Below are 25,546 nucleotides of genomic sequence, written 5' to 3'. Positions count from 1 at the left end.
GCTAAGCGCCCACTACCTCAAAAAATGAAAACCAACGTCTTCTTCCTGGGTATCGGTGGCATTGGCATGTCGGCGCTGGCGCGCTGGTTTCGGGCCAACGGGCACGTGGTAAGTGGCTACGACAAAACCCGCACGCCCCTGACCGATGCCCTGACGGCCGAGGGTATCACCATTCATTACGACGATGCAGTAGAGAATATCCCGCTGGCCGTGCGCGAAAACCCCACCGATACGCTGGTCGTGCTCACGCCCGCCATTCCGGCCGGCCACCGCGAATGGGCCTGGCTGCGGGAGCGGGGTTACGACATCCGCAAGCGCAGCCAGGTACTGGGCGTGCTCACCGAAGGCCGGCCCACTATTGCGGTGGCCGGCACCCACGGCAAAACCACCACCAGCAGCATGGTAGCTCACCTGCTGCATCACGCCGGCGTCCCCTGCGCGGCCTTTCTGGGTGGCATCAGCGTGAACCTGGGTTCGAACTTATTACTACCCGAGTCAAGTAGAAATGAAGAAGTAAAAGGTGAAAATTTTGCGGCCGAAACCGGTAATCAGCAACAGAAAACAGGGAACGAGAACGAACTGACAACCGGCAACCGGCAACTGGCCCCAGAAAACATTCCGGTAGTAGTTGAAGCTGATGAGTACGACCGGAGCTTTCTGACCCTGTTTCCGACGGTGGCCATCGTGACGAGCACCGACGCCGACCACCTCGATATATACGGCGACGCCGAAACGCTGCTGGAGTCGTTCCGGCAGTTCGTGGGCCAGATTCAGCCGGGCGGCACGCTCATCATCAACCACACCGCCGATGCCAGCGTAGCCGCGGCCGCCCCGGCCGGCGTACGGGTGCTGCGCTACGGCCTGAACTCCGAGCAGGGCCCCGAGCTGTACGCCAGCAACATTACCGCCGAGGGCCACCTGTTCCGGTTCGACATGCACGGCCCGTCTGGGTCAGCGGCTAACTTCGGCTCAGAACCCCAGAAACTCTCAGCTAACCGCCCTCAGCTTACAGCTCAGATAGATGGGTTGGAGCTGGCCGTGCCGGGTTTCCACAACGTGGAAAACATGCTGGCCGCCGCCTGCGTGGCCCGCCTCTATGGCCTTTCCGACGAGCAGCTGCGGGCCGCCGTAGCCGCCTACCGGGGCGTGAAGCGCCGGTTCGAGTTCATTGTAACGGCCGGCACGCCCGCGCAGCCCAAGGTGTACGTAGACGACTACGCCCACCACCCACGCGAAATCCAGGCTTTTCTGCAGTCGTTGCGGGCCCTGTACCCGGGGCGGCGGCTGCGCGTGATTTTCCAGCCGCACCTGTTCAGCCGCACCCGCGATTTCGCGGCCGGATTCGCTGAAAGCCTGAGCCTTGCCGACGAAGTGGTGCTCCTGGACATCTACCCGGCTCGCGAGCAGCCGATGCCGGGCGTGACGGCGGAGTTGATTTTATCCCAAATCACGGCACCCGAAAAATCTCTGCAAACGATGGCCGAAATTTTGCAAAATGCCGAAACCAATCCGAATTTTGACGTATTAGCCACCGTAGGCGCCGGCGACATTGATCAGTTAGTGCCTCAATTAAAGAATATTTTGAATATTCGCTGGCTTAAAGAAGCTGTTAGCTGACGGCTATTAGCTGTTAGCTTTGTTCTCGCCGCGCATTTTTCAGCCGTTGTCTTTCACCCAGTCAGGCAGAGGAAGCAGGTTCAACATCCGATAAAAGATCCAAAAGCAGTTGCTTTGGAAAAGCTGACAGCTAAACGCTGATAGCTAATAGCTTAGAGCCAATGCCCCGCAACACCCAGAACCTGCTTATTGCCACCGTATGCCTGCTGCTGCTGATCGGGCTGGGGGCATTTGCGGCCGTGCGGCAGGCCAACCGTAAGGTGGGCGGCGTCATTGTATCGGTCAGCAACGAGTTCAACAACTTTTTCATTGGCCAGCGGGAGGTAACGGGCCTGCTGACCCGCCAGGGACGCGACCGGCTCGAAGGCGCTGCCCCGGCCGACATCGACCTGAAGGCCCTCGAAGCCCGCCTCAAGGCGCACAGCTTTGTGAAGGAGGCCGAGGTGTACCGCGACCTGGCCGGCAACCTGCACGCCGACGTGCGCCAGAGCCGCCCCATTGCCCGCCTCGTGCACGCCGACGCCCGCCAGGACAGCTACCTCGACGCCGACGGCCGCAAGCTGCCGCTGTCGTCGCTCTTCACGGCCCGGGTGGTGCCCATTTCGCGCTCGGGGGGCGTACCGCTGGCGGCCTCGTTCTTTCAGGACAGCACGGGCACACGCTACCTCGAGTTTCTGCGTTACATCGACGAAAAGCCCTTCTGGCGGGCGCAGGTTGCGGAAATATTTGTAGCGCCCAACGGAAAAATTTCGTTCACCCAGCAAGTAGGCGACCAACGGGTTGAATTTGGCTTTCCGGATAATATTTCTGAAAAATTCGCGAAACTAATGGTATTTTACCGGCAAATTCCGCCGGTCCTTGGCTGGGACACGTACCATCGCGTCAATGTCGAATTCAAGGACCAAATCATCTGCGAATAAAATTATCCGTCTAAAACGCTACCTTAAAGCTGATTAAACGCGCTTTTCCTGCCAGCTCCCGCAAACCTCTCGCCCTCCCTCCCCATGCAACACGATAAAATTGTAGTCGGCCTCGACATCGGCACCACCAAAATATGTGCCTTGGTGGGCCGCAAAAACGAATTTGGTAAGCTTGAAATTCTGGGCCTGGGCAAGGCCGTGTCGGAGGGCGTGGTACGGGGTATTGTGTCGAACATCGACAAAACGGTGGACGCCATTAAAAAAGCTATCCGGCAGGCCGAGGAGCAATCGGGCATCAACATTGGCGTGGTGAACGTGGGCATTGCGGGCCAGCACATCAAGAGTCTGCAGCACAACGGCAGCATCACCCGCGCTTCGGCCGAAACCGAAATCACGCAGGCCGACGTGGAGCGCCTCACCAGCGACATGTACCGCCTCGTTACACCGCCCGGCTCCCAGATCATCCACGTAATGCCCCAGGACTACAAGGTGGATTACGAGGAGGGCATTCTGGACCCCGTGGGCATGTCGGGCGTGCGGCTGGAGGGCAACTTCCACATCATCACGGCCCAGAGCACGGCCATCAACAACGTATACAAGTGCGTTACCAAGGCCGGGCTGGAGATTGATAACCTGATTCTGGAGCCGCTGGCATCGAGCATGTCGGTGCTCAGCGACGAGGAGAAAGAGGCAGGGGTAGCGCTGGTTGACATTGGCGGCGGTACCACCGACCTAGCCATCTTCAAGGACGGTATCATCCGCCATGCGGCGGTGCTGCCCTTCGGCGGCAACATCATCACTACCGACATCAAGCAGGGCTGCCAGGTGATGCAGAACCAAGCCGAGCAGCTCAAAGTGAAGTTTGGTAAGGCTATTGCCGAGGAAGCCTCCGAGTACGAAATCGTGAGCATCCCCGGCCTGCGCGACCGGGCCCCGAAGGAAATCAGCCTGAAAAACCTGGCCTACATTATTGAGGCCCGGATGGAGGAAATCGTGGAGCTGGTGTACGCCGAAATCCAGCGCCTGGGCTTCCAGGACAAGCTGGCGGCCGGCATCGTGATGACCGGCGGCGGCTCGCAGCTCCAGAACCTGGTGCAGCTGACTGAGTACGTAACCGGCCTCGACACGCGCATCGGCTACCCCAACGAGCACCTTGGCAAAAGCAAGATCGAAGCCGTGAAGTCGCCCATGTACGCTACTACGGTGGGCCTGGTGCTGGCCGGCTACCGCTCGCTCGACGACCGCCTGGCCCAGCGTGGCTACGAGGAAGCCGAGCAGCAGCAGCAGGAGCAGAACTACTACGTACCTGCACCCGAAGCCCGCCCCGTGGCGGCTTCGCAAAATCCACCGGCTCAGGCGCCCACTCCGGCTGCCGAAAAGCCCGCCAAAAAATCGGGAGCCGGTGATTTCTTTCAGAAAATTATTAATCGCACGAAAGACCTGCTGATTAATGATTTCGATGACAAACAGTATTAATGTTAATTGAAAATTGAGAGTTAAAAATCAGGCATTGTGGTCCTTTAAGTGGACGACAGTTCTTGATTTTTAATTTTTGACTTTTGATTCCTACTTGACCCCAAGCATGAATTATACCTTCGACATTCAGCCGCAGTCAACTTCCATCATCAAGGTGATTGGGGTGGGGGGCGGTGGCTCCAATGCGGTCAAACACATGTATGCCCAGGGCATCAAGGACGTGGAGTTTGTTATCTGCAACACGGATAAACAAGCGTTGGCGTCGTCGCCCGTACCCAACCGCATGCAAATCGGTATCGACCTGACCGAGGGGCTGGGCGCGGGGGCCAACCCCGAGCGGGGCAAGCAGGCGGCCATCGAGAGCCGCGAGCAAATCCGGGAATTGCTGAGCCAGGGCACCCGCATGGTATTTATCACGGCGGGCATGGGCGGCGGTACCGGAACCGGGGCCGCGCCCGTAATTGCCAAAGTAGCCAAGGAACTGGGCATTCTCACCGTTGGCATCGTAACGGCGCCGTTTCTGTTTGAGGGCCGCAAAAAGCGCCAGCAGGCCGAGCAGGGCATCAAGGAGCTGAGCGAGGACTGCGACACGGTGCTGGTGATTCTCAACGACAAAATCCGCGAGATGTATGGCAACCTGCCCCTGAGCGCAGCATTTGCCAAAGCCGATACCGTACTGACGACGGCCGCCAAGTCGATTGCCGAGATTATCACGGTGACCTCGGACGTGAACGTCGACTTTGAAGACGTGAAAACGGTGATGAAGGACTCGGGCGCGGCCGTAATGGGCAGCAGCGTAACGGAAGGCGAGAACCGCGCTGCCCGGGCCGCCGAGGAGGCTCTGGCCTCGCCACTGCTCAACAACACCGACATTCACGGGGCCCAGCGCATTCTGCTCAGCATCATGTCGGGCGACCAGGCCGAGCTGGAGATGGACGAGCTGACCGAAATCACGGAGTACATCCAGGAGAAGGCCGGCCAGAATGCCGAGGTTATCTTCGGCCACGGCATCGACCCCTCGCTGGGCCAGAGCATCCGCGTAACCGTAATTGCCACTGGCTTCGCCCGCGACGCGCACAACATTACCTCCGTAGTGCCCCGCGACGATGCCCGTGCCATGCCATCGGCTACTCCGGCCGCCGAGCAGCAGCAATCAAACGAACCGTCTGTTGGGCCGGCCACTCCGGTCGTGCCCACCTTTGGGAGCCCGGCGCCTACCGAGCCGCCGGTTATCGTGCGCGACCTCGAAACTTCGCCCCCGCAGCATACTGCCGGGCCGGTGGCCGCGCCCTCAATGCCCGCACCCGAGCCGCAGCTGCAGTACCAGTATCCGCCCCAGACGCCTCCCGTTGCAACTATGTCCCACAGCCTGCCCCGGCCCTCGCTGGAGGCCCGGGCCGAGGAGCGTCGCCAGCGCCTGCAGGCCCTGAGCAACGGCCTGACCAACGATGCGCTGAAGGAGCAGCTGGAAACGCCGGCTTATCTGCGCCGGCAGGTGAAGCTGGAAAACGTAGTGCCCTCTTCGGAGCAGAACGTAAGCCGCTTCAACCTCTCCGATGATAACGAGCTGCTGGGCGACAACCGCTTCCTGCACGATAATGTGGATTAGTTAACCAGCTAACTCCCGTTACCGCTTACAATGCAACCGGCCGCCCCGAGAAAATCGGGGCGGCCGGTTGCATTGTAGTCGATTTCTAGCGCAGCGTATCGGGCTGCATCGAATCAGTTGGAAAGTGGTCGGGGTGCATCATTTCGCGCTCGGGGGCGAGCTGACCGCTTCGGCCCCGGCGGGGCGAAATCGTGCAGGCGCTCAGCAGTGCTAAACCCAGCAACGGCAGGAAATATTTCATCGGTGGAAAGAAAGCAGTGGGTAAGTCAGGCCTTACGCAAACGGCCGGAGTTTGGCTATTTGGCAAGTGCCCAACGCGGTCGGCTGCTCCCGTATTGCACCACCGCCGCCGCAGGTGCAGACGCACCTGGAACTGGCCTTGATTGTAAGCGAATCAGAACCGGAGCAGATGCGCCACCTGTTCTTGCAGCAGCTGCTGAAGAAAAGTGTCGGTTAGTTCGCCGTCGGCGCTCAGGTGCTTGTCGATGAAGGGCAGGCGCACGCGCTGGGGCAACACGGCGGTGCCCAGGTACATGAGCACATCCGTGAGATGGTTTAATGGTAAAATACCGCCCTGAGCGCCACTACTGAGCCCTACCAGCGCCGCCTTCTTGTTGCCCAGCCCCGAGGGGTAGGGGAGGCCATCGATAAATGCCTTCAGAACCCCCGGAAACGAGCAGTTGTACTCGGGCACGATAAATACCAGCTTCTCGGCGGCCGTGGCTTGGGCCGCCAGGTGGTTGAAGCCGTCGTGGCGGCCGACATTGCCGTAGAGGGCCGAAGCCGTAAAATCGGCCGGTAGCTCCAGCAGGTCCAGAATTTGGGCTTCGACGTTCTGCTCGGCCAATAAGCGGGCGTACAAATCGGCTACGCGTCGGGCCCGGGAGCCGGGGCGGTTGGTGCCGACAACAATCGTAATCATGTAGCGAGAAGATAAAAGCGAAATACCAAACCAACGGGCTCCCGGGCGACAAAAAAGGCGAAACGGAAGCCCGTTTCGCCTTTTCAGGGAGTCCTGAGAGGATAACCGCCGAACGTTACGCCAGGTTATTGGACGTAGCCTTGGCCGACAGGAATTCCTGGTTGAGGATGGCAATGTTTTCAAGCGAAATGCCCACCGGACATTCGGCGGCGCAGGAACCGATGTTGGTGCAGGCTCCGAAGCCTTCGATATCCATCTGGGCCACCATGTTCTCCACGCGGGTTTTGCGCTCCACGTGGCCCTGGGGCAGCAGCGCCAGCTGGCTCACCTTGGCCGACACGAACAGCATGGCCGACGCGTTTTTGCAGGCTGCCACGCAGGCGCCGCAACCAATGCAGGTCGCCGCCTCGAAGGCGCGGTCGGCAATGTCCTTCGGAATCGGAATCTCGTTGGCATCGGGCGTACCGCCGGTGTTGATGCTCACGTAGCCGCCCGCCTGAATGATGCGGTCGAAGGCCGAGCGGTCGACGCTCAGGTCTTTGTTGATGGGGAAAGCCGATGCGCGCCAGGGCTCGATGGTGATGGTGTCGCCATCGGAGAACTTGCGCATGTGCAGCTGGCAGGTAGTGGTGCCCTGCTCGGGGCCGTGCGCCCGGCCGTTGATGAACAGGTTGCACGAGCCACAGATGCCCTCACGGCAGTCATGGTCGAAGGCTACCGGCTCCTGGCCCTGGCGTAGCAGGTCCTCGTTGAGCACGTCGAGCATTTCCAGGAACGACATATCGGGCGAAATGTCCTTTACCTGGTAATCGACGATACCACCCTGGCTGATGCGGTTTTTCTGCCGCCACACCTTCAGGGTGAGGTTCATTGGTTTGGCGTTGGGGTTACTTCCGGCCATTGTTTTATGAGCTTCAAGCTGTCAGCTACAAGCTGCAAGCTTTTCGTGTTAAAATTGAGACTACCGAACTGCACTTGCAGCTTGCGGCTTGTTGCTTGCAGCTTACTTGTAGCTGCGCTGGGTGAGCTTCACGTTCTCAAACGTCAGTTCCTCCTTGTTCAGCTTCTCGGGCTGGTTGTCGCCCTGGTACTCCCAGGCGGCCACGTAGGCGTACTCGTCGTCGTTACGCAGGGCCTCGCCCTCGGGGGTCTGGTACTCCTCGCGGAAGTGACCACCGCAGCTTTCGTTGCGGGCCAGCGCGTCGTCAACCATCAGCTCGCCCAGCTCCAGGAAGTCGGCCACGCGGCCGGCCTTCTCCAGGGCCTGGTTCATCTCGTTTTCGGTACCAGCCAGCTTCAGGTCGCTCCAGAACTCCTGGCGCAGCTTGGCAATTTCCTGCTTGGCAAAGCGCAGGCCCTCGGCGTTGCGCGACATACCGCAGTACTCCCACATCAGGTGGCCGAGCTTCTTGTGGAAGTCGTCGGGCGTGCGGGTGCCGTTGATGCTCATCAGCTGCTGCATGCGCGCCTGTACGGCGGCCGTAGCCTCGGCGAAGGCCGGGTCTTCGGTCGTAACGGGCTTGGGCGGCGTCTGGGCCAGGTAGTCGCCGATGGTGTAGGGAATCACGAAGTAACCGTCGGCCAGACCCTGCATGAGGGCCGAGGCGCCGAGGCGGTTGGCGCCGTGGTCGGAGAAGTTGCACTCGCCGGTGGCGTAGAGGCCCTTCACGGTGGTTTGCAGGTTGTAGTCAACCCAGAGGCCACCCATGGTGTAGTGCACGGCCGGGTAGATGCGCATGGGCCGCTCGTAGGGGTTTTCGCCGGTGATTTTGGCGTACATATCGAACAGGTTGCCGTACTTCTGGCTCACGGCCTCGGCCGAGGTGCGCTTGATAACGTCGGCGAAGTCGAGGTACACGGCCAGGCCGGTCGAGCCCACGCCACGGCCTTCGTCGCACATCATCTTGGCGTTGCGCGAAGCTACGTCGCGGGGCACCAGGTTACCGAAGGCCGGGTACTTGCGCTCCAGGAAGTAGTCGCGGTCGGCCTCCTGAATGTCGTTTACATTGATTTCACCCTTGCGCAGGCGCTCGGCCGTTTCCTTGGTAGCCGGCACCCACACGCGGCCGTCGTTACGCAGCGACTCCGACATGAGCGTCAGCTTCGACTGGTAATCGCCCGATACGGGAATGCAGGTGGGGTGAATCTGGGTGAAGCAGGGGTTGGCGAAGTACGCGCCCTTTTTGTGGGCCCGCCAGGCGGCGGTGGCGTTGCAGTACATGGCGTTGGTGCTCAGAAAGAACACGTTGCCGTAGCCGCCGGTAGCCAGCACCACGGCGTGGGCCGCGTGCTGCTCAATCTCGCCGGTCAGCAGGTTGCGGGTGATGATGCCGCGGGCCTGCCCGTCGACGGTCACCAGATCCAGCATTTCGGAGCGGGTGTACAGCTTCACTTTGCCGTAGGCCACCTGCCGCGAGAGGGCCGAGTAAGCGCCCAGCAGCAGCTGCTGGCCGGTCTGGCCGCGGGCGTAGAACGTGCGGCTCACCTGGGCGCCACCGAACGAACGGTTGGCCAGCAATCCGCCGTACTCGCGGGCGAAGGGTACACCCTGGGCCACGCACTGGTCGATGATGTTGACCGATACCTGGGCCAGGCGGTACACGTTGGCCTCGCGGGAGCGGTAGTCGCCGCCCTTCACGGTGTCGTAGAACAGCCGGTACACCGAGTCGCCGTCGTTCTGGTAGTTTTTGGCGGCGTTGATACCACCCTGAGCGGCGATGGAGTGGGCCCGGCGGGGCGAGTCGTGGAAGGTAAAGGCCTTCACGTTGTAGCCGAGCTCGGCCAGCGAGGCGGCGGCCGAAGCGCCGGCCAGGCCGGTGCCCACCACGATGATGTCGTACTTCCGCTTGTTGGACGGGTTGACGAGCTTGACGTTGAACTTATGCTTCTCCCACTTCTCGGCTATCGGGCCTTCGGGAAGTTTGGAATCAAGTACCATAAAGGGCAGAATTAGAAGGTGGGAAATTAGCGTAGCGCCGCTGGCTCCTCCGTCAGCGACTGTTCAACGGTCTGGCCGGTGGCCGGCCGCGGCTGATACTGGTCGCCAAAGAACATGACAATCGGAACAAGGGCGAACAGCACGGCAATTACTACCGAGAAAACGTAGCCCGTGTAGTAGATGGCCGGTGTGTATTTGGGGTGCTTCACGCCCAGCGTCTGGAAGCCGCTGCGGAAGCCGTGCCAGAGGTGGTAGCCCAGCGCAATCTGCGCCAGCGCATAGAGCGCGACGTACCACGGAATTTTAAAGGAAGCGGCGGCTACCGAGTACAGGTCGCCGACGGGGTGGTCGAGGTTGGGCACCTTCACTTCGGCCAGGCCGCCGAAGGCATCGAAGCGGGAGCGCACCCAGAAGTTCATCAGATGCACAATCAGGAAGATGAGCAGCAGCGTACCCAGCAGGGCCATGTTGCGCGAAGCCCACTGCGAGTTCTGCTCCGAGTGGTTGACCACGTAACCCTGCGCACCGCGGGCCTTTTTGTTCTTGATGGCCAGGGCCAGACCCTGGTAAATGTGGACGGCAAAGCCCAGCATGAGCACGATTTCCATGAACCGGATAACCGGGTTGGTACCCATGAACTCGGCCCAGAAATTGAAGCTGGCGCCGCCGTCGTGGCGCAGCAGCTGCAGGTTGATCAGGAGGTGCACCACCAGAAACGAGCACAGGAACAAACCCGTGGTAGCCATGACAATTTTGCGACCGATGCTGCTGGTGAGGGTTTTGGAAATCCAACTCATAGAGAGCTACTAAGTAGGGTGGGGAAGTCGATTATAACGGTCAAAGTTAGGTGCCCGGCTAGTAGGAAACAATCTGAATAAAGGCGGGAGGCTGGCCGGAATCAATCGGAAGCCAACTCCGTTAGTATCTTGCTTCGGCCTAACAACCCCTGCTGCCCGATTTTTGTTAGGTTTCGACCGGGTTTTTCCGGACCTTTCTTCTTGCTGTTTCTCTGCCCGCCCAGTTGCCTGACTATATGCGTACTGCTCTACTTATCCGCCCGTTGCAGCGTTGGCTGACGGGGCTGCTGCTACTGCTGGTGTGCTTGCTAGCCGCCCCGGCGGCCCGCGCTACGCACCTGGCGGCCGGCGACATACAGGCGCGTACTGACCCCAACAACCCGCGGCACATCTTTTTTACTCTCTCGCTGTATGTGGGCGTTCCTGGCCCCGAGGTAGCCGAGGAACCCACGGTTATCATCTTTTTCGGCGACAACACTTCCCAGGAGGGCATCCCGTTTGTGTCGCAGACCCGGGTAGCGCCGGAGTACCTGCTCAACGTTTACAAGTTCGAGCATATCTATAACTCTACCGGGCCCTTTACGGTGGGCTACGCCAGCGTTAACCGGCCCAGAGGCGTAGTTAATATGGCCAACTCGGCTAACGAGAGCTTCTATATTTCCACCACTATTCTTATCAACGCCTTCATTCAGAATAATTCGCCGCAGCTGCTGGCCCCGGCCATCGACAAGGGCAGCGTAGGGCAGGTGTTTCTGCACAACCCGGCGGCCTACGATGTGGAGGGCGATTCGCTGGCCTACGAACTGATGGTCAGCCAGAAGGCCGGCGACCCGCGGGTGGCTATTGCCAGCGGCAACAAACTCAACCCCGTACCTACCACCGGCTTCACCTACCCCAACAACCTGCCGGGGGTCGACGCGCGCCAGGTACTTTACAGCGGGCCACCGGCAGGAGTGCCGGGCGACCGGGCCATCTTCAGCATTGATGCGCGCACGGGCCAGATTGTGTGGAACGCGCCGGCCCAGACGGGCACATACAATGTGGCCTTTAAGGTGAAGGAGTACCGCCGCACGCCCGGCAAGCCTACCCAGCCCACGCTGCTGAGCGAGACCATCCGCGACATGCAGATTATTGTGAAGGCCCAGGACAACCGGCGCCCCATCATTACCGTTCCGCCCGATGTGTGCGTGGTGGCCAACACGGCCGTACCCGGCGGCACCATCACGGCCACCGACCCCGATGGCAACCCCGTGCTGCTCGAAGCCTTCACCGGGCTGCTGCCCACGCCCGCCTCGTTCCGGCAGAGCACCAAGGGCCCGCCCGTGGCCCGCGCCCTGTTCCAGTGGACGCCTACCTGCTCCTATATCCGCCGCCAGCCCTACTCGGTACTGTTCAAGGCCACCGATGAACCAGTGGGCAGCATTTCGCCGCTTATCGACCAGCGTACCTGGAATATTACGGTAGTGGGCCCGGCCCCGCAAAACCTGCAGGCCACCCCGCAGGGCAACAACATGCGCCTCGACTGGGACAGCTACAGCTGCCAGAACCCGGGGGCGCAGATCCTGATTTTCCGCCGCGAAAACTGCTTCGCCTTCACGCCCACCACCTGCGAAACGGGCCTACCCGCCGGCTCGGGCTACGTGCAGATTGGCACCGTGGGCGTGGGCTCCCGCACCTTCCTCGACGACAACAACGGCGCCGGCCTGACCCGGGGTAAAACATACTCGTACCGCATTTATGTGCGGTTTGCCCAGCCCGGCGGGGGCGAAAGCCTGGCTTCCAACGAGGCCTGCGTAAAGGTGGAGGGCCGCTCGCCGCGCCTGACCAACGTAACCGTTGACCGCACCGATGTGGCCACGGGCCAGATTACCGTGCGCTGGAACCAGCCGGCTCCGCTGGCCAACTTCCGCGAGCCCCGCGGCTACCGCCTGTACCGGGCTACCGGCCTCAACCCGGCCGCCACCGATTTCCGCAAGGTGTACAGCACGACCAACCTGCTCGACACCACCTTCGTGAACACTGGCCTCAATACGGAAGCCAACGCCTACACCTACCGGCTCGATTTCTTCAGCAACACGACCCTGGCCGCCGACTCGGTGGAGCGTACCCAGCCGGCCTCAAGCGTGCGGCTGACGACCACGCCGAACCCGCTGGCCAACACGGTAGCCGTGAGCTGGACTTACAATGTGCCCTGGGACAACAGCAAGCGCCCCAGCACGGTATACCGGCGCGAGCCGGGCGGCACGTTCCGGCCCGTGGGCAAAGCTGCCAGCACGGCCACCGGTGGCCAGTTCGTGGACGATGGCAAGGTGCTGCCGCTGGTGAAAAACCGCACGTACTGCTACTACGTGAAGACCAACGGCACCTACGACATTGCCCTGCCCGATTCGCTCATCAACCTGAGCCAGGAACAGTGTGCGCCCCTGCGGGCCGTGCCCTGCACGCCCGTCCTCACGCTCAAGCCCACCAACTGCGACAGTCTGGCCAGCCGCCTGTTCGATTTGCCGACCACGCCCAAATCGGGCATGGTGTTCACCAACTACCTGAGCTGGACGCTGAGCAACCTGCCCACTGAGGACTGCAGCCGCGACATTGTGGAGTACATCATCTACTTCGCACCCAATGCGCAGGCCGAGCTGACCGAGCTGGCCCGCGTGCCCGGCACCCAGACCACTTATCAGCACGCCAACCTGACTACGGCCCAGGGCTGCTACGCCGTGCAGGCCGTCGACCGCAACGGGGCCGTAAGTGCGCTCAGCAACAAGGAGTGCAAGGATAACTGCCTGCTGTTTTTGCTTCCCAACATCTTCACGCCCAACGCCGACGGCAAAAACGACACGTTCCGGCCCAAGGTGTTCAGCCCGATTGAGCGCACGGCCATCAAGATTTACAACCGCTGGGGCACCAAGGTGTACGAAAGCGACCAGGACCCGCTCATCAACTGGAATGGCGGCGGCAAGGGCGAAGGCAACTCCAACGGCAAGGTGTCGGATGGGGTGTATTTCTACCAGGCCGAGGTGACGTTCAGGGATGCCAACCGCACCACGCGCACCTTTAAAGGCTGGGTGCAGATAAACCGTTAACCAGCGCGGCGAAACACCACAGAGCCGGACTTCCGAGTGGGAAGTCCGGCTTTGCTGTTGAAGAAAGTAGCCGGCTTTTGCCCCACTCGTTGCGCAGCCGCATGGAACGGTAGCGCATTTTTATGCAGCTTGCGGCCGTAATTTTCCGCCTGCCCCGGCGGCGCTTCCCGCCAGAAGCTGCTGCGGGGCCTATTCTGACCATATGAAAGCAGTTATTTTCCCCGGCCAGGGCAGCCAGTTCAGCGGCATGGGCCGTGAGCTGTACGAGCAGCACTCCGAAGCCCGGCGCCTCATGGACCAGGCCAACGACATCCTGGGCTTCTCGCTCACCGACATCATGTTTGCGGGCTCCGACGAGGAGCTGCGCCGCACCGATGTAACGCAGCCGGCCATTTTCCTGCACTCGGTGGCCCTGGCCGCCGTGCTGCCCGACTTCCGGCCCGCTATGGTGGCCGGCCACTCGCTGGGCGAGTTCTCGGCCCTGGTAGCCGCCAACGTGCTGCGCTTCGAGGATGCCCTGCAGCTGGTAGCCCAGCGGGCCCGCGCCATGCAGGCCGCCTGCCAGGAGCAGCCCGGCACCATGGCCGCCATCCTGGGCCTCGATGATGACACCACAGCCCGTATCTGCCAGGAAATTACGGCCGGCGGCAATGTGGTGGTGGCCGCCAACTACAACTGCCCCGGCCAATTGGTGGTGTCGGGCTCGCAGCGCGGCATCGAGCTGGCCTGCGAGCAGCTGAAGGCCGCCGGGGCCAAGCGCGCCCTGCCGCTGCCGGTGGGCGGGGCCTTCCACTCGCCACTGATGCAGTCGGCCGAAGCGGCATTGGCGGCGGCAATTGCCAAAACGAGCTTCGCGGCCGGCATCTGCCCCGTGTACCAGAACGTGGACGCCGCCCCCCATACCGACCCCGACGAAATCCGTGAAAACCTCGTGCGCCAGCTCACCTCCCCCGTGCGCTGGACCCAGAGCGTGCAGCGCATGGTGCACGATGGTGCCACCGAGTTCGTGGAGTGCGGCCCCGGCAAGGTGCTCCAGAGCCTCGTGAAGAAAATTGCACCGGACGTAACGGCGCAATCGGCGACGGTGTAGTAGTGGGCAAAAGCACAAAGCTGGCGGCTTGGTTTCACTACGCAATAAGGTGGTTGCCGCCCGCGGCTGTGCTGCTTGGGCTTTACGGCTACAGCTGGGGCCGCGGGCCGCTAGCAACTTCCGATTCCGCTTATTACCTGGCGGCAGCGCGCAGTTGGGCTGGGGCGGGGCAGCTGCTGAATCCGGACGGCTCGCCCTACACTTTCTGGGCGCCGCTGTATCCGGTACTGCTGGCGGTGGTGGGCGCGGCGGCAACGCCAGCCCGCGCCGTTGGGCTGCTGCACGCGCTAGCCCTGCTGGTTGGTTGGGCCGGCTGGACCTGGCTGGGCCGGCAACTGCTCCGCCCCGCTAACCCGGGCCGCTGGGTGCTGCCGTGGGTGCTGGCCCTGAGTACTCCGTGGCTGGTAGCAGCAAAGTTTGTGTGGGCAGAAACCGGTTTTTTGGCGCTGTTCGCCCTGTACGCCGTTGCGCTGTATCGTTACCTGGAGCAGCGCCAGGTCAGCTGGTTGTTGCTGGCTACAGTAGCGGGTATACTGTTACCCCTGCAGCGTAGCAGTGGCCTGTTTCTGCTGGCCGGCGCGGCCGCTGGCTTAACCGTGGGCTACGGCTGGCGCGTTTGGCGGCCGCAGCGTGGGGCCCTGCTGCTGCATGTAGCGGCCAGTGCTTGCGCCGGGGTAGCCTGGCAGGTGGCAGTAATACGGTCCGGACTTAGCATCCCGCTGGTACCAAACCAGGAGGCAGCCTGGGGCCTCCAAGCCCTGAGCGACTTCGGCTTTGTGCTGGTCCGCTGGCTCACGCCTTTGCCCACGCCCACCAAGCTGGTACCACTGGCCTACCTGCTGGCTGGCGGGGCACTGGCCGTCGCGCTGAGCCGTGGCGCGGCCGCAACGGGCCGTTTTGGCCGGGTGCTGCTGCTTACCAGTGTTGTCTACATCGGCTGGCATGTGCTGGCGAACGTGCTAAGCCGGGGCGCTGCGGGTATCCACGATGGCGAGCGATACGCGGGCGTACTGTTCGGGCCAGTATGTATATTGCTGTCGGGCGCACTACAGCTCCGGTCGTCTACGCCGCTACGCCACCGGATGCTGGTGCTGGCATTGCTGCTCTGGCTGGCCTATCCCGTAACGCGGGTACTGCACAATGCTGTCCGGCTGCATAAGCAGCCACCTGCCACGCTGCTCGTGCCGCAAACCACCCGTACCAGCCAGAAGGACTGAGAGGGTGTTATGATTCAGGACTAACCTTCAGGTTGGGTTTCATGCAGCGTAACCGCCAGCTCGTCGGGGCACTCAGCCAGCAGTTCGTTTATGGTGCGCCGGAGCCCGGGATGCAGTACCGATGCTGCAATTTCGGCCAGGGGCAGCAGGGCGAAGCGGCGCTCGGGGAGGCGCGGGTGCGGCAGCTGGAGCGTGGGCGTGTCGAGCACTAGGTCGTCGTAGAGCAGGATATCCACATCGAGGGTGCGGGCGCCCCAGCGTACCAGCCGCTGCCGGCCCGCGTGCTGCTCGGCGGCCTGGCAGGCGGCCAGCAGCTGGGTAGGAGTGAGGTGGGTTTGCACCTCCAGGGCCTGGTTGAGGAAGGCCGGCTGCTCGGTCAGGCCCCAGGCCGCCGTTTCGTAGAGGCCCGAGGCGGCGGTTACGCGCCCGGCCGAGCGGCCAAGCTCCGTAACGGCCGCCTGCAGCGTGGCGGCCCGGTCGCCGAGGTTGGAGCCCAGCAGGAGGTAGGCGGTTTTCAAGGGAATCAGTAGTGAAAATTAAAAGTTGAAAATGACGGTGAAAGGCGCGTGCGCATTCAGGGCAGTTAATTGAAATTCGCCTGTTGCTTTCCGTTTTCAAAAGCAACAGGCGGCAGTTATTATCTGCTAGCTTTTCATTTTTAATTCGAAAAATTCCGCCGTGGCCTCCGCCGCCTGTTGGGCGTGCTCGGGCAATTCGGCCGAAGTCCAGGGGTGGGCGCCGCCGAAGTTGTGGGTGGCGCCGGGTAGCACCTGTAGCTTGGCGGCGGGCTGCCACTCGTGCAGCTGTTGGGCGCGGGCCAGGGGCACGGTTTCGTCCTGGTCGCCGTGCAGGATGAGTACGGGCCGGTTCTGGAGCCATCGGCGCAAGTTCTGCTCGATGTCGAGGCGGTCCTGGTTTGCATAATAATTCTCCACCAGCTGGTAGTAGAGCGGCAGCTGCTGCCTGGTGCGCGAGTTCTCCACGTGCAGCACGCCCTGCTGCTGCCAGTCGGCCATCTGCTGCTCGGTCCAGCCGGGATTTACCTGGCTGATGGCGGCCCAGGTGGCCACGGCCCGCACGCGGGCGTCTTCGGCCGCTTTCAGCAGTACCAGCCCGCCGCCGCGGCTGTGGCCGATGAGGGCCAGGCGCGAAAGGTCCATTTCGGCGGCCGGGATGCCCGTCTGGTCCGGCTGGTGCAGGGCGTCGAGCAGGGTGCCCAGGTCATCGAGCTCGATGCTGAAGTTGTTGCGGCCGAACGCTTCCAGGTCTTCCAAATCGCCGGTGCCGCCCACTACCACGCCGTTGTGCGAGAGGTTGAGCTTGACGAACACAAAGCCCCGGTGGGCAAACCAATCGGCCAGCACGTTGAAGTGGCCCCAGTCTTTGAACCCCTTGAACCCGTGCACGAACACCACCACCGGCTTGGCCCGGCCATCGGCCACGAAGCGCGCATCGGCCGCAAACGGGCGGTGGTGGCCGGAGCCGGTGAGCTGAAAATGGACGGTGGTAGGCTGAATGGGCATAATGGGTTAGCGTGAAGTCGGGGAGGTGGCAGAGCGGGTAAAGAAACGTCATTCTGAGCGAAGCCGGAGGCGTCGTCGAAGAATCTTGCGTGTAATGGTAACCCTGTGGTCAGAAATTACTTTGGCACGCGAGATTCTTCGCGCTGCTCAGAATGACGTTCATTCCCAATCATCACCTCGTCACCTCACTCATTCCAAAACTCCAAAACTCCACCCTGCGGCTTTTCCCGTATCATTGCACTGCCCAACTACGCCGCATGACCATTTCGCTGGACCAGATACAGGCTCCGATTGCCTTGGAGATGGTGGAATTCGAAAAGAAATTCCGCCAGTCGATGCAGACCAGGCAGCTGCTGCTCGACAAAATCATGGGCTACATCGTTAAGCGCAAGGGCAAGCAGATCCGGCCCATGTTCGTGTTCTTCACGGCCAAAATCTGCGGCGGCGACCCGCTGCCCGAAGCCACCTTCCGGGGCGCGGCCCTGATTGAGCTGCTGCACACGGCCACGCTGGTGCACGACGACGTGGTGGACGAAAGCAACTACCGCCGCGGTTTCTTCTCCATCAACGCCCTCTGGAAGAATAAGATAGCCGTGCTCGTGGGCGACTACCTGCTGAGCAAGGGCCTGCTGCTGAGCCTGGAAAACGACGACTACGACCTGCTCAAGATTGTGAGCAACGCCGTGCGCGAGCTGAGCGAGGGCGAGCTGCTGCAAATTGAGAAGGCCCGGCGCCTCGATATCACCGAGGACGTGTACTTCGACATCATCCGCCAGAAAACGGCTTCCCTGATTGCCTCCTGCTGCGCCGTGGGGGCCTCCTCGGCCGGGGCCGACCGCGCAACGGTGGAGCGGGCCCGGCTGTTTGGCGAGAAGGTGGGCATGGCCTTCCAGATCAAGGACGATTTGTTTGATTATGGCACGGCCGAAATCGGCAAGCCGCTGGGCATCGACATCAAGGAGAAAAAGATGACGCTGCCGCTGATTTACGCCCTGCAACAGGCCGACTGGCTGACCAAGCGCCGCGTGATTTTCAACGTGAAAAACAACGACGGCCGCCGCGACCGGGTGCAGCAGGTGATTGAGTTTGTGAAGCAGTCGGGCGGGCTCGATTACGCCATTGCCGTGATGGAGCGCTACCGCGACGAGGCCCTGGCCGTGCTGCGCACCTTCCCCGAATCGGCCTCGCGCACCTCGCTCGAACAGCTCATCAACTACACGATTGAACGGGAACACTGATTAGCACGGATTTAAACGGATTGCACGGGTTTCGTAGCTGGCCCGGTTAAGCAGTAGTGCGGCAAGTATCCCCGAGTCCGAACCATTTGCATGAAAACCCGCTACCTGCTGCCGCTGCTGTTGCTGTTCGTGGCCCTCGATCTGGGCTACACCTACTGGCAGAACTATCGCCTGCCGCTCGATGGCGACCTGGCCTACATCGTGCTGCCCTCGCCCGACTGCCGGCCCGTACTGTCGGACCCGTTTGGCTGGGCCGCGCTTAGCCGGGGCGAGCTGTACACGGCGCCCAACCGCTTTTTTGCGCACGCAGCCATGGTGGTCTACTTTAAAACGGTACCGTTTGGTTTGCAGCGGTTTGTGTCGCCGATTGATAGCGTGTACGTGGCCTGCGGGCTGTTTAGCGCCGCCGTGCAGGCGCTGGTGCTCTACGTGCTGGGTTTGTACGCCACCGGCCGCGCCCGCCCGGGCCGCCGTTTCTGGCTGACGGTAGCCGTGCTGGTGCCGCTGTTTCAGTCGGCGGGCTACCACAACCAGATGGGCATTGTTGATAACGCCATCACCTACACGTTTTTCTACGCTTTTCCGCTGGCGCTGCTGGGGCTGTTTTACTGGCCTTTTTACCGGGCGGCGCACAGCGGGCAGCCTTTCCGGCCGCGCTGGTGGCAGTACGGGCTGCTGGCGGGGCTGGCCGTGGTGCTGAGCTTCAACGGGCCCATTATTCCGGGCGTGGTGGCCGTGTTGCAGGTGGGCATCTGCCTGGTTTGGCTGGCGCGGCAGTGGCGGGCCACGGGCGGAAGCTGGGGCGCCATCGGGCCGCGCGTGCCCTGGCCGGCGTTCAGTTTGCTGCTGCTGCTGGGGGCGCTGTGTTTGTATTCACTCTATATCGGGCAGTTCGAGCTGGAAAGCCGCGACATTACCATTCCGCTGGCCGAGCGCTACCGCCGGCTGCCCACCGGCCTGAACGAAACCTTCTTCCGGCGGCCCGGGCTGGCCATTTTGCTGGGCGTGGTGCTGCTGAACACGCTGCTGCTGGGCCGCCTGCTGCCCGCCAGCACCGAAAGCCGCCGGCTGCGGCAGCTGCTGGGCTGGCTGGCCCTGTTTGCCGTAGCCTACATGCTGCTGCTGCCGCTGGGCGGCTACCGCGAGTACCGGCCCCACATCATCCGGCGCGACTCCATTATGCCCGTGCTGCTGGGCCTGATGGCCCTCTACGGCGCCACCACCTACTACCTGGCCCAGCACCTCACGGGCCGCCGCCGCCTCGGCTACATGGCCTGGGTGGCCGCGCTAAGCGTATTCTACACCGTTTCCGATAACAGCTGGAAATACCCCACCAACGACTGCCAGCGCGAGGCCCTCGCAACGCTGGCCCGCGCCACCACGCCCACCGTCGACCTCCCGCAATCCTGTCCGGTACTGTCGTGGGGGCCGATACCTGCCTACGGCGAGTCGGAAGTGCAGGCCGAACTGCTGGCCTACTGGAACATCACCCGGGGTAAGCGCCTGTTCCGCCAGCCCCCGAACCCGCCCGGACTTTAACGGGTTGCCCGGATTCGGTAGCTAGTCCGGTTGTTGGTTTCAACCCTGCGGGCAGCAAAAAAGCCACCTCGGCCGAGGTGGCTTTTTGAGTTAGCCACGAAATCAGTAGAGTCATGGCTAATCAGCGAAAGTCAGTGGTTTAGTGCTGCACCTGGTAGTACACCTGGCCGGGGTCCACTTCCGATACTTCGAAGCGTACGCCCTCGCGGCTGCTTTTAACGGTGATTTCGTGGGTCATGTCGCAGGTGGGGCACTGGAGTTGCTCGGTTTCGTACTGGCCGTCGTCGGGCATGGTGGCGAAGTGCTCGGCGGCGGGTACGCCGATGGAGGCCGTAAAAACTTCTTTATGGCAATTGTTGCACTCAAACTTGAGGCCTACGGTGTGGCCCTGGAGCTCATCGACGGGGGCAGGGGTGCTTTTTTGCTGAATCCACATAAGAAAAGGCGGGTTGGGGTGAGGTAAGTAAGTGGAAAAGGGAAGTGAGGCCCGCAGGCCTGCCCTGGTGTACGCAGAAATGCCCACGCGGGGTTGGGCCGGTACTGCACCGGCCCAACCCCGCGTGGGCAAATCGTGCCCCGCCGCCGGCCGGCTACAGATGAAACGTAAGCACCGGCTGGGTCGATTGGGTGGCCACTTTCTCGGCAATGCTGCCTTGGAAAAACCGGCTGAACGCCGAGCGGGCGTGGGTGGGCAGCACAATCAGGCCGGCGCCCAGCTTGCGGGCCGCATCCTCGATGCCGCCACTGACGCTGCTGGCTTCCATAAGCACGGCCTCGGCGGGCGCCAGCTGGTGGCGGCTGATAAAGCTGTCAATCTGCTGGCGGGCCTGGTTGGCATTGCCGTCGGTTACGTGCAGCAGGTGCAGGCGGGCCTGCGGAAACAGCTGGCGCACCTGCTGTAGCCCCTGCACGGCCTGGTCGGCCTCGGCCGAAAAATCGGAGGCGAACAGGATGTCGTGCACCGCGTCGAGGTCGGGGGCCTGCTTGACGGCCAGCACCGGGCAGGGCGCCAGCCGCACCAGCTGCTCGGTGTTCGACGAGGCGAAGAAGCGCTCCAGCGCATCGTGGTGCTGGGTGCCCAGCACCACCAAATCAATCTGCTGGCGCTCAATAACCTTCAGCACCGCCTCGTCTACACTCACCTGGTCGGTGAGGTCGTGCACCGGTACGCCGGGGGCCAGCTCGGCGGCCTCGGCCAGCAGCTGCTGCATGCGCTGGTGGGTGGCTTCGAGCAGCTTGATGACAAAAATCCGGTCGATGCCGTAGCTGTTGGGTAGCTCGCTGCCGCTTACCGGCCCGCCAAAGGTGCTGAAGTTGGCCGTGCGCGGCTGGTCGGGCAGGGCCAGCACGTGCAGCAGCGTAACGGTGCCGCCCGTGCGCCGGGCCAGCTGCAACGCGGCCCGGAAGGCGTGGTGCGCCTCGGCCGAAAAATCGGTGGGAACCAGGATGTTTTTCATAAGCCGGAAGAAAAAAAGTGGAACAAAACCAAGCCGCCCAAACGAGACCAGGCGCGAGCCGGGCAGCATCCGGGCGACTTTCAGCTATACGTAGCCCAACCGTAAAGGCCCACGCTACTCGGCCAGCAGCTGGTCTATCGTTTTGTTGAAATCGGCCTTTTCCTGCTCGTAATACTGGCCGGTGCCGGGGCCCGAGAAGCCGGTATGAATTTTCCGCACCTCGCCTTTCTTATCAATGAAAATAGTGGTGGGGAAGGCCAGCACTTTCTGAATCTGGGGCAGGGTTTTTCCGGCCGCATCCTTATCGGCGGTGCCGGCCAGGGCTAGGTCGTAGCCCACGTTCAGGCGCTGCTTCATCTTGCCGAGCTTGCGCAGGGCCGAAGCCTGGTCGTCGGAAGCCCGCTCGTAGCCCAGGCCGATAATCTCGACGCCGCGCTGCTTGTTCTGCGCGTACCAGGGGGCCAGGAAATTGGTTTCGTCCATGCAGTTAGGGCACCACGAGCCCAGCAGCTGCACCACCACCACCTTGCCCTTATACTTGGGGTCGTTGATGGAAAGCGTGCCGCCCTCGATGTTGGGAAACTGGAAGTCGAGCTTTTTCTGGCCGGGCTTCATGCCCGTCAGGGCGTTGGCGTCGGGCAGCTTGGCCTTGGGGTCGAGCGTAGCCGTCCAGGTTTCGTGGCCGGTCAGGCCCGAGTAGAAGTCGCCGCTGAGCTGGTTGATGTTGCCCGGCTTAGTGAGCTTGCCATCAAATAGGAAACCGTGGCTGCCATCGAAGGTGCTCAGCCGCAAATGTTCACTGCCGTCGGCCAGCTTCACGAGGTTGCCGCTCAGGTAGCGGTAGTCGCCGGTGGTGGTGAGGAAAGTGCCGCTGATACGGTCGGAATGCACCGAATCCTGGGTGAAAAAGCCCACGGCCGGGTAGGTTTTGCCGTCGTCCTCGCGGAAAGTAGTGCTGAACAGCGCCCCGCTTTTCAGGTCGCCGAACACCGACTTATCGGGCGCGTCGCCCGCAAACAGCGGGGTTTCGGCCGTGGCGGTGGTGGCCGTCAGCGGCACGCGGTAGGGCTTGCCCGCATCATACTTCACCCAGGCCCCCGTCAGCTTGCCCTCGCCGGCGGCCCGCACCACCAAAGCGGCATCAAACACGCCCAGCTTGATGGTGGTGGAGTCGCCGGCCGTCGTTATTTCGTCGAGCTTCAGGCGCTCCTCGCCGTTGCGCAGCGTTACGGTGGGCCGGCCGCCGTCGGTGGCTACATCGAACAGAAACGGCAGCTGCTGGCCCTGTAGCGCCAGCACGCCGCGCCAGGTGCCGGCCGTCAGGGGCGAGTTGGCCGTGGCGCCGGTAGGGGTGGCGGCCGCGCCGGTTTCGGACGACGACGAGTTGGACTGGCAGGCGGCCGCGGCCAGCGCCAGGGCGGCCCCGGCTACGACCTTGCGCAAAGAGAAGGCAACGGGCATGGTTGAAAAAGAGTAAAAGTGAATTGGCGGCTAAACTACGGCGGCGCCCGCATAGTTTTTACGGTAGAGCGCCGGGGAGCAGCCACCGCCGGGGCCAGGCTCTTTTGAGAGTTTCTAAATACGACCGTAGCCGGGCCCGGCGGCACTTGTTGGGCTTGCCGGGCCCCGGCACTTAGCTATATTTGCATGTCGGCCCCGGCCGGCTCGTTCTCTCCACTTTTTCAATTTGAATTATGGCATTCGATTTAGAAATGATTAAGGCCGTGTACGCCAACATGGGCACCCGCATCGAGGCGGCCCGGTCGGCGGTCGGCCGTCCGCTCACCCTGACGGAAAAAATCCTGTACGCCCACCTGTACGGCGGTACCGTTTCGCAGGCCTACGAGCGGGGCGTTTCCTACGTCGATTTCGCCCCCGACCGCGTGGCTATGCAGGACGCCACGGCCCAGATGGCCCTGTTGCAGTTCATGCAAGCCGGCAAGCCCACGGCCGCCGTGCCCAGCACCGTGCATTGCGACCACCTGATTCAGGCCAAAGAAGGCGCCGACCAGGATCTGGCCATCGCCAACTCCGAAAACAAGGAGGTGTACGACTTCCTGGCTTCGGTTTCGAATAAGTACGGCCTGGGCTTCTGGAAGCCCGGCGCCGGCATTATCCACCAGGTAGTGCTCGAAAACTATGCCTTCCCTGGCGGCATGATGATCGGCACCGACTCGCACACGCCCAACGCCGGCGGCCTGGGTATGATTGCCATTGGCGTAGGCGGCGCCGACGCCGTCGACGTAATGGCCGGCATGGCCTGGGAGCTGAAGTTCCCCAAAGTAATCGGCGTGAAGCTGACCGGCAAGCTCTCGGGCTGGGCGTCGGCTAAAGACGTGATTCTGAAAGTAGCCGGCATCCTGACCGTGAAGGGCGGCACCGGCGCCATCGTGGAGTACTTCGGCGAGGGCGCCGAGAACCTCTCGGCCACCGGCAAAGGCACCATCTGCAACATGGGCGCCGAAATTGGCGCTACCACCTCGGTGTTCAGCTTCGATGAGAAGATGGCCACCTACCTCCAGGGCACCGGCCGCGCCGAAGTGGCTGAGCTGGCCGCCGGCGTACGCCAGCACCTGCGCGCCGACGAGGAGGTGTACCAGAACCCCGAAAACTTCTACGACCAGCTCATCGAAATCGACCTCAACACGCTGGAGCCCTACGTGAATGGCCCGTTCACGCCGGACGCCGCCTGGCCGATTTCGGAATTCGCCGCCGCCGTGCGCGAGCACGGCTGGCCCGAGAAGCTGGAAGTGGGCCTGATTGGCTCCTGCACCAACTCCAGCTACGAGGATATCACCCGCGCCGCCTCCATCGCCAAGCAGGCCGCCGACAAGGGCCTCACGGTGCAGGCCGAGTACACCGTAACGCCCGGCTCGGAGCTGGTGCGCTACACCGTGGAGCGCGACGGTTTGCTCGACACGTTTGCCCAGATGGGCGGCGTGGTGCTGGCCAACGCCTGCGGCCCCTGCATCGGCCAGTGGGCCCGCCACACCGACGACCCCAAGCGCCGCAACTCCATCATCACGAGCTTCAACCGCAACTTCGCCAAGCGCAACGACGGCAACCCCAACACCCACGCCTTCGTGGCCTCGCCCGAAATCGTGACGGCCTTCGCCATTGCCGGCGACCTGACCTTTAACCCCCTCACCGACACGCTGACTACCAGCACCGGCGAGCAGGTAAAGCTCTCGGAGCCCGAGGGCATCGAGATGCCGCCCCGCGGCTTTGCCGTGGAGGATGCCGGTTACCAGCAGCCCGCCGCCGATGGCTCGGGCGTGAGCGTAATGGTGTCGCCGGAGTCCGACCGTCTGCAACTGCTGGAGCCCTTCAAGCCCTGGGAAGGCACCGACCTGCTGGGTCTGCGCCTGCTCATCAAGGCCAAGGGCAAGTGCACTACCGACCACATTTCGATGGCCGGCCCGTGGCTGAAGTACCGCGGCCACCTCGACAACATCTCCAACAACATGCTCATCGGGGCCATCAACGCCTTCAACGAGCAGCCCAACGCCGTGAAGGATGCCCTGACCCAGGGTAACCCCTACTCGGCCGTGCCCACGGTGGCCCGTAACTACAAGGCCCAGGGCATTGGCTCGGTGGTGGTAGGCGATGAGAACTACGGCGAAGGTAGCTCGCGCGAGCACGCCGCCATGGAGCCCCGCCACCTCGGCGTGCGCGCCGTGCTGGTGAAATCCTTCGCCCGCATCCACGAAACCAACCTCAAAAAGCAGGGCATGCTGGGTCTGACCTTCGACAACAAGGCCGACTACGACCTGGTAGAGGAGGACGACACCATCGACATCCTCGGCCTGACCGACTTCCAGCCCGGCAAGCCCCTGCAAGTGCGCCTGCACCACGCCGACGGCGATACCGACCTCATTACGGTGAACCACACCTACAACGAGGGCCAGATTGCCTGGTTTAAGGCCGGTTCGGCCCTCAACCTGATTCGCCAGATGGAAGCCGGCGGCGACGCCCAGCTTTCGGAGCGCGCGTAGTCTGGCTTTTAGCTGACTGAAAACGGCCGCCTTCCCAAGTAGGGGAGGCGGCCGTTTTGTTGAATATAGCTTGCAACTATTTCTTGTGGGTAACGCTCTCGTATTTGATCAACTTCCTTTCACTC

The 25,546-nt window shown here is 62.3% G+C and carries 20 protein-coding genes; 10 read left to right on the top strand and 10 right to left on the bottom strand.

Annotated elements, in window-relative coordinates; all coding sequences use genetic code 11:
* Nucleotides 1-24: 24 nt before the first annotated feature.
* The 4 genes from BMY67_RS11225 (at nt 25) to ftsZ (ending at nt 5,622) form a co-directional block, all read left to right on the top strand.
* Nucleotides 25-1,617: a UDP-N-acetylmuramate--L-alanine ligase gene (locus BMY67_RS11225; RefSeq protein WP_092771459.1), complete on the top strand. Its 1,593-nt coding sequence runs from the start codon at nt 25-27 to the stop codon at nt 1,615-1,617.
* A gap of 161 nt (nt 1,618-1,778) precedes the next feature.
* On the top strand, nt 1,779-2,537 hold the full coding sequence (locus BMY67_RS11220) for a cell division protein FtsQ/DivIB (RefSeq protein ID WP_092771457.1): 759 nt from the start codon (nt 1,779-1,781) through the stop codon (nt 2,535-2,537).
* An 84-nt stretch (nt 2,538-2,621) separates the two neighbouring features.
* Entirely contained in the window at nt 2,622-4,013 is a 1,392-nt protein-coding gene (gene ftsA / locus BMY67_RS11215; protein ID WP_092771455.1) for a cell division protein FtsA, read from the top strand.
* 106 nt (nt 4,014-4,119) lie between these two features.
* Entirely contained in the window at nt 4,120-5,622 is a 1,503-nt protein-coding gene (gene ftsZ, locus BMY67_RS11210; protein WP_092771453.1) for a cell division protein FtsZ, read from the top strand.
* An 85-nt stretch (nt 5,623-5,707) separates the two neighbouring features.
* On the opposite strand, the gene BMY67_RS19335 is transcribed toward ftsZ, so the two are convergent.
* The 5 genes from BMY67_RS19335 to BMY67_RS11190 form a co-directional block, all read right to left on the bottom strand.
* Nucleotides 5,708-5,863, bottom strand: a complete 156-nt coding sequence (locus BMY67_RS19335) for a hypothetical protein (RefSeq protein WP_177189791.1) — start codon at nt 5,861-5,863, stop codon at nt 5,708-5,710.
* Between the two features lie 153 nt (nt 5,864-6,016).
* Nucleotides 6,017-6,544, bottom strand: a complete 528-nt coding sequence (locus BMY67_RS11205) for an NADPH-dependent FMN reductase (protein WP_092771451.1) — start codon at nt 6,542-6,544, stop codon at nt 6,017-6,019.
* Nucleotides 6,545-6,659: 115 nt separating this feature from the next.
* A complete protein-coding gene (locus tag BMY67_RS11200) occupies nt 6,660-7,415 on the bottom strand; it encodes a succinate dehydrogenase/fumarate reductase iron-sulfur subunit (protein ID WP_092771449.1) in 756 nt (251 codons plus the stop codon).
* 132 nt (nt 7,416-7,547) lie between these two features.
* Nucleotides 7,548-9,482 (bottom strand): fumarate reductase/succinate dehydrogenase flavoprotein subunit, encoded by a 1,935-nt coding sequence (locus tag BMY67_RS11195; protein ID WP_092771447.1) that lies wholly within the window; start codon nt 9,480-9,482, stop codon nt 7,548-7,550.
* A 26-nt stretch (nt 9,483-9,508) separates the two neighbouring features.
* Complete coding sequence (locus BMY67_RS11190; RefSeq protein ID WP_092771445.1) at nt 9,509-10,279, bottom strand: succinate dehydrogenase cytochrome b subunit; 771 nt, start codon at nt 10,277-10,279, stop codon at nt 9,509-9,511.
* A gap of 236 nt (nt 10,280-10,515) precedes the next feature.
* Between BMY67_RS11190 and BMY67_RS11185 the strand changes: the two genes are divergently transcribed.
* From BMY67_RS11185 to BMY67_RS11175, 3 genes are all read left to right on the top strand, one after another.
* Complete coding sequence (locus BMY67_RS11185) at nt 10,516-13,362, top strand: T9SS type B sorting domain-containing protein (RefSeq protein WP_092771443.1); 2,847 nt, start codon at nt 10,516-10,518, stop codon at nt 13,360-13,362.
* 202 nt (nt 13,363-13,564) lie between these two features.
* On the top strand, nt 13,565-14,452 hold the full coding sequence (gene fabD, locus BMY67_RS11180; protein ID WP_092771441.1) for an ACP S-malonyltransferase: 888 nt from the start codon (nt 13,565-13,567) through the stop codon (nt 14,450-14,452).
* 68 nt (nt 14,453-14,520) lie between these two features.
* Nucleotides 14,521-15,669: a hypothetical protein gene (locus BMY67_RS11175; RefSeq protein WP_143069791.1), complete on the top strand. Its 1,149-nt coding sequence runs from the start codon at nt 14,521-14,523 to the stop codon at nt 15,667-15,669.
* A gap of 20 nt (nt 15,670-15,689) precedes the next feature.
* Here the strand turns inward: BMY67_RS11175 and folK are convergent, their stop codons facing one another.
* Nucleotides 15,690-16,187 carry a 2-amino-4-hydroxy-6-hydroxymethyldihydropteridine diphosphokinase gene (gene folK / locus BMY67_RS11170; protein ID WP_092771437.1) on the bottom strand — a complete coding sequence of 166 codons (498 nt, stop codon included), beginning with the start codon at nt 16,185-16,187 and terminating at the stop codon, nt 15,690-15,692.
* Nucleotides 16,188-16,313: 126 nt separating this feature from the next.
* Nucleotides 16,314-17,192 carry an alpha/beta hydrolase family protein gene (locus BMY67_RS11165; RefSeq protein WP_092771435.1) on the bottom strand — a complete coding sequence of 293 codons (879 nt, stop codon included), beginning with the start codon at nt 17,190-17,192 and terminating at the stop codon, nt 16,314-16,316.
* Between the two features lie 257 nt (nt 17,193-17,449).
* Here BMY67_RS11165 and BMY67_RS11160 point away from each other — a divergent pair, with 257 nt between their 5' ends.
* Nucleotides 17,450-18,430, top strand: a complete 981-nt coding sequence (locus BMY67_RS11160; RefSeq protein ID WP_092771433.1) for a polyprenyl synthetase family protein — start codon at nt 17,450-17,452, stop codon at nt 18,428-18,430.
* Nucleotides 18,431-18,520: 90 nt separating this feature from the next.
* On the top strand, nt 18,521-19,969 hold the full coding sequence (locus BMY67_RS11155; RefSeq protein WP_092771431.1) for a hypothetical protein: 1,449 nt from the start codon (nt 18,521-18,523) through the stop codon (nt 19,967-19,969).
* A gap of 139 nt (nt 19,970-20,108) precedes the next feature.
* Here the strand turns inward: BMY67_RS11155 and BMY67_RS11150 are convergent, their stop codons facing one another.
* The 3 genes from BMY67_RS11150 to BMY67_RS11140 all read right to left on the bottom strand — a co-directional run bounded on the left by BMY67_RS11150 (nt 20,109) and on the right by BMY67_RS11140 (nt 22,887).
* On the bottom strand, nt 20,109-20,405 hold the full coding sequence (locus tag BMY67_RS11150; RefSeq protein WP_092771429.1) for a hypothetical protein: 297 nt from the start codon (nt 20,403-20,405) through the stop codon (nt 20,109-20,111).
* Nucleotides 20,406-20,559: 154 nt separating this feature from the next.
* Nucleotides 20,560-21,426: a universal stress protein gene (locus BMY67_RS11145; RefSeq protein WP_177189790.1), complete on the bottom strand. Its 867-nt coding sequence runs from the start codon at nt 21,424-21,426 to the stop codon at nt 20,560-20,562.
* A 114-nt stretch (nt 21,427-21,540) separates the two neighbouring features.
* Nucleotides 21,541-22,887, bottom strand: coding sequence for a redoxin family protein (locus BMY67_RS11140; RefSeq protein WP_092771425.1), 1,347 nt, complete (start codon nt 22,885-22,887; stop codon nt 21,541-21,543).
* A gap of 233 nt (nt 22,888-23,120) precedes the next feature.
* Here BMY67_RS11140 and BMY67_RS11135 point away from each other — a divergent pair, with 233 nt between their 5' ends.
* Nucleotides 23,121-25,421, top strand: coding sequence for an aconitate hydratase (locus BMY67_RS11135; RefSeq protein WP_092771423.1), 2,301 nt, complete (start codon nt 23,121-23,123; stop codon nt 25,419-25,421).
* Nucleotides 25,422-25,546 lie beyond the last annotated feature (125 nt).

Source organism: Hymenobacter actinosclerus (assembly GCF_900111515.1).
Classification (GTDB): Bacteria; Bacteroidota; Bacteroidia; order Cytophagales; family Hymenobacteraceae; genus Hymenobacter; species Hymenobacter actinosclerus.
This window is presented reverse-complemented; position numbering and strand designations above follow the sequence as displayed.

Bases quoted from the DNA above. Each gene is read 5' to 3' on its own strand.
- ftsA (WP_092771455.1), top strand. From the start codon at position 2,622: ATGCAACACGATAAAATTGTAGTCGGCCTCGACATCGGCACCACCAAA.
- BMY67_RS11200 (WP_092771449.1), bottom strand. From the start codon at position 7,415: ATGAACCTCACCCTGAAGGTGTGGCGGCAGAAAAACCGCATCAGCCAG.
- BMY67_RS11160 (WP_092771433.1), top strand. From the start codon at position 17,450: ATGACCATTTCGCTGGACCAGATACAGGCTCCGATTGCCTTGGAGATG.
- BMY67_RS11195 (WP_092771447.1), bottom strand. From the start codon at position 9,482: ATGGTACTTGATTCCAAACTTCCCGAAGGCCCGATAGCCGAGAAGTGG.
- BMY67_RS11165 (WP_092771435.1), bottom strand. From the start codon at position 17,192: ATGCCCATTCAGCCTACCACCGTCCATTTTCAGCTCACCGGCTCCGGC.
- BMY67_RS11150 (WP_092771429.1), bottom strand. From the start codon at position 20,405: ATGTGGATTCAGCAAAAAAGCACCCCTGCCCCCGTCGATGAGCTCCAG.
- BMY67_RS11145 (WP_177189790.1), bottom strand. From the start codon at position 21,426: ATGAAAAACATCCTGGTTCCCACCGATTTTTCGGCCGAGGCGCACCAC.
- ftsZ (WP_092771453.1), top strand. From the start codon at position 4,120: ATGAATTATACCTTCGACATTCAGCCGCAGTCAACTTCCATCATCAAG.
- BMY67_RS11205 (WP_092771451.1), bottom strand. From the start codon at position 6,544: ATGATTACGATTGTTGTCGGCACCAACCGCCCCGGCTCCCGGGCCCGA.
- BMY67_RS11140 (WP_092771425.1), bottom strand. From the start codon at position 22,887: ATGCCCGTTGCCTTCTCTTTGCGCAAGGTCGTAGCCGGGGCCGCCCTG.
- BMY67_RS11135 (WP_092771423.1), top strand. From the start codon at position 23,121: ATGGCATTCGATTTAGAAATGATTAAGGCCGTGTACGCCAACATGGGC.
- fabD (WP_092771441.1), top strand. From the start codon at position 13,565: ATGAAAGCAGTTATTTTCCCCGGCCAGGGCAGCCAGTTCAGCGGCATG.
- BMY67_RS11190 (WP_092771445.1), bottom strand. From the start codon at position 10,279: ATGAGTTGGATTTCCAAAACCCTCACCAGCAGCATCGGTCGCAAAATT.
- BMY67_RS19335 (WP_177189791.1), bottom strand. From the start codon at position 5,863: ATGAAATATTTCCTGCCGTTGCTGGGTTTAGCACTGCTGAGCGCCTGC.
- BMY67_RS11220 (WP_092771457.1), top strand. From the start codon at position 1,779: ATGCCCCGCAACACCCAGAACCTGCTTATTGCCACCGTATGCCTGCTG.
- BMY67_RS11225 (WP_092771459.1), top strand. From the start codon at position 25: ATGAAAACCAACGTCTTCTTCCTGGGTATCGGTGGCATTGGCATGTCG.
- BMY67_RS11185 (WP_092771443.1), top strand. From the start codon at position 10,516: ATGCGTACTGCTCTACTTATCCGCCCGTTGCAGCGTTGGCTGACGGGG.
- BMY67_RS11155 (WP_092771431.1), top strand. From the start codon at position 18,521: ATGAAAACCCGCTACCTGCTGCCGCTGCTGTTGCTGTTCGTGGCCCTC.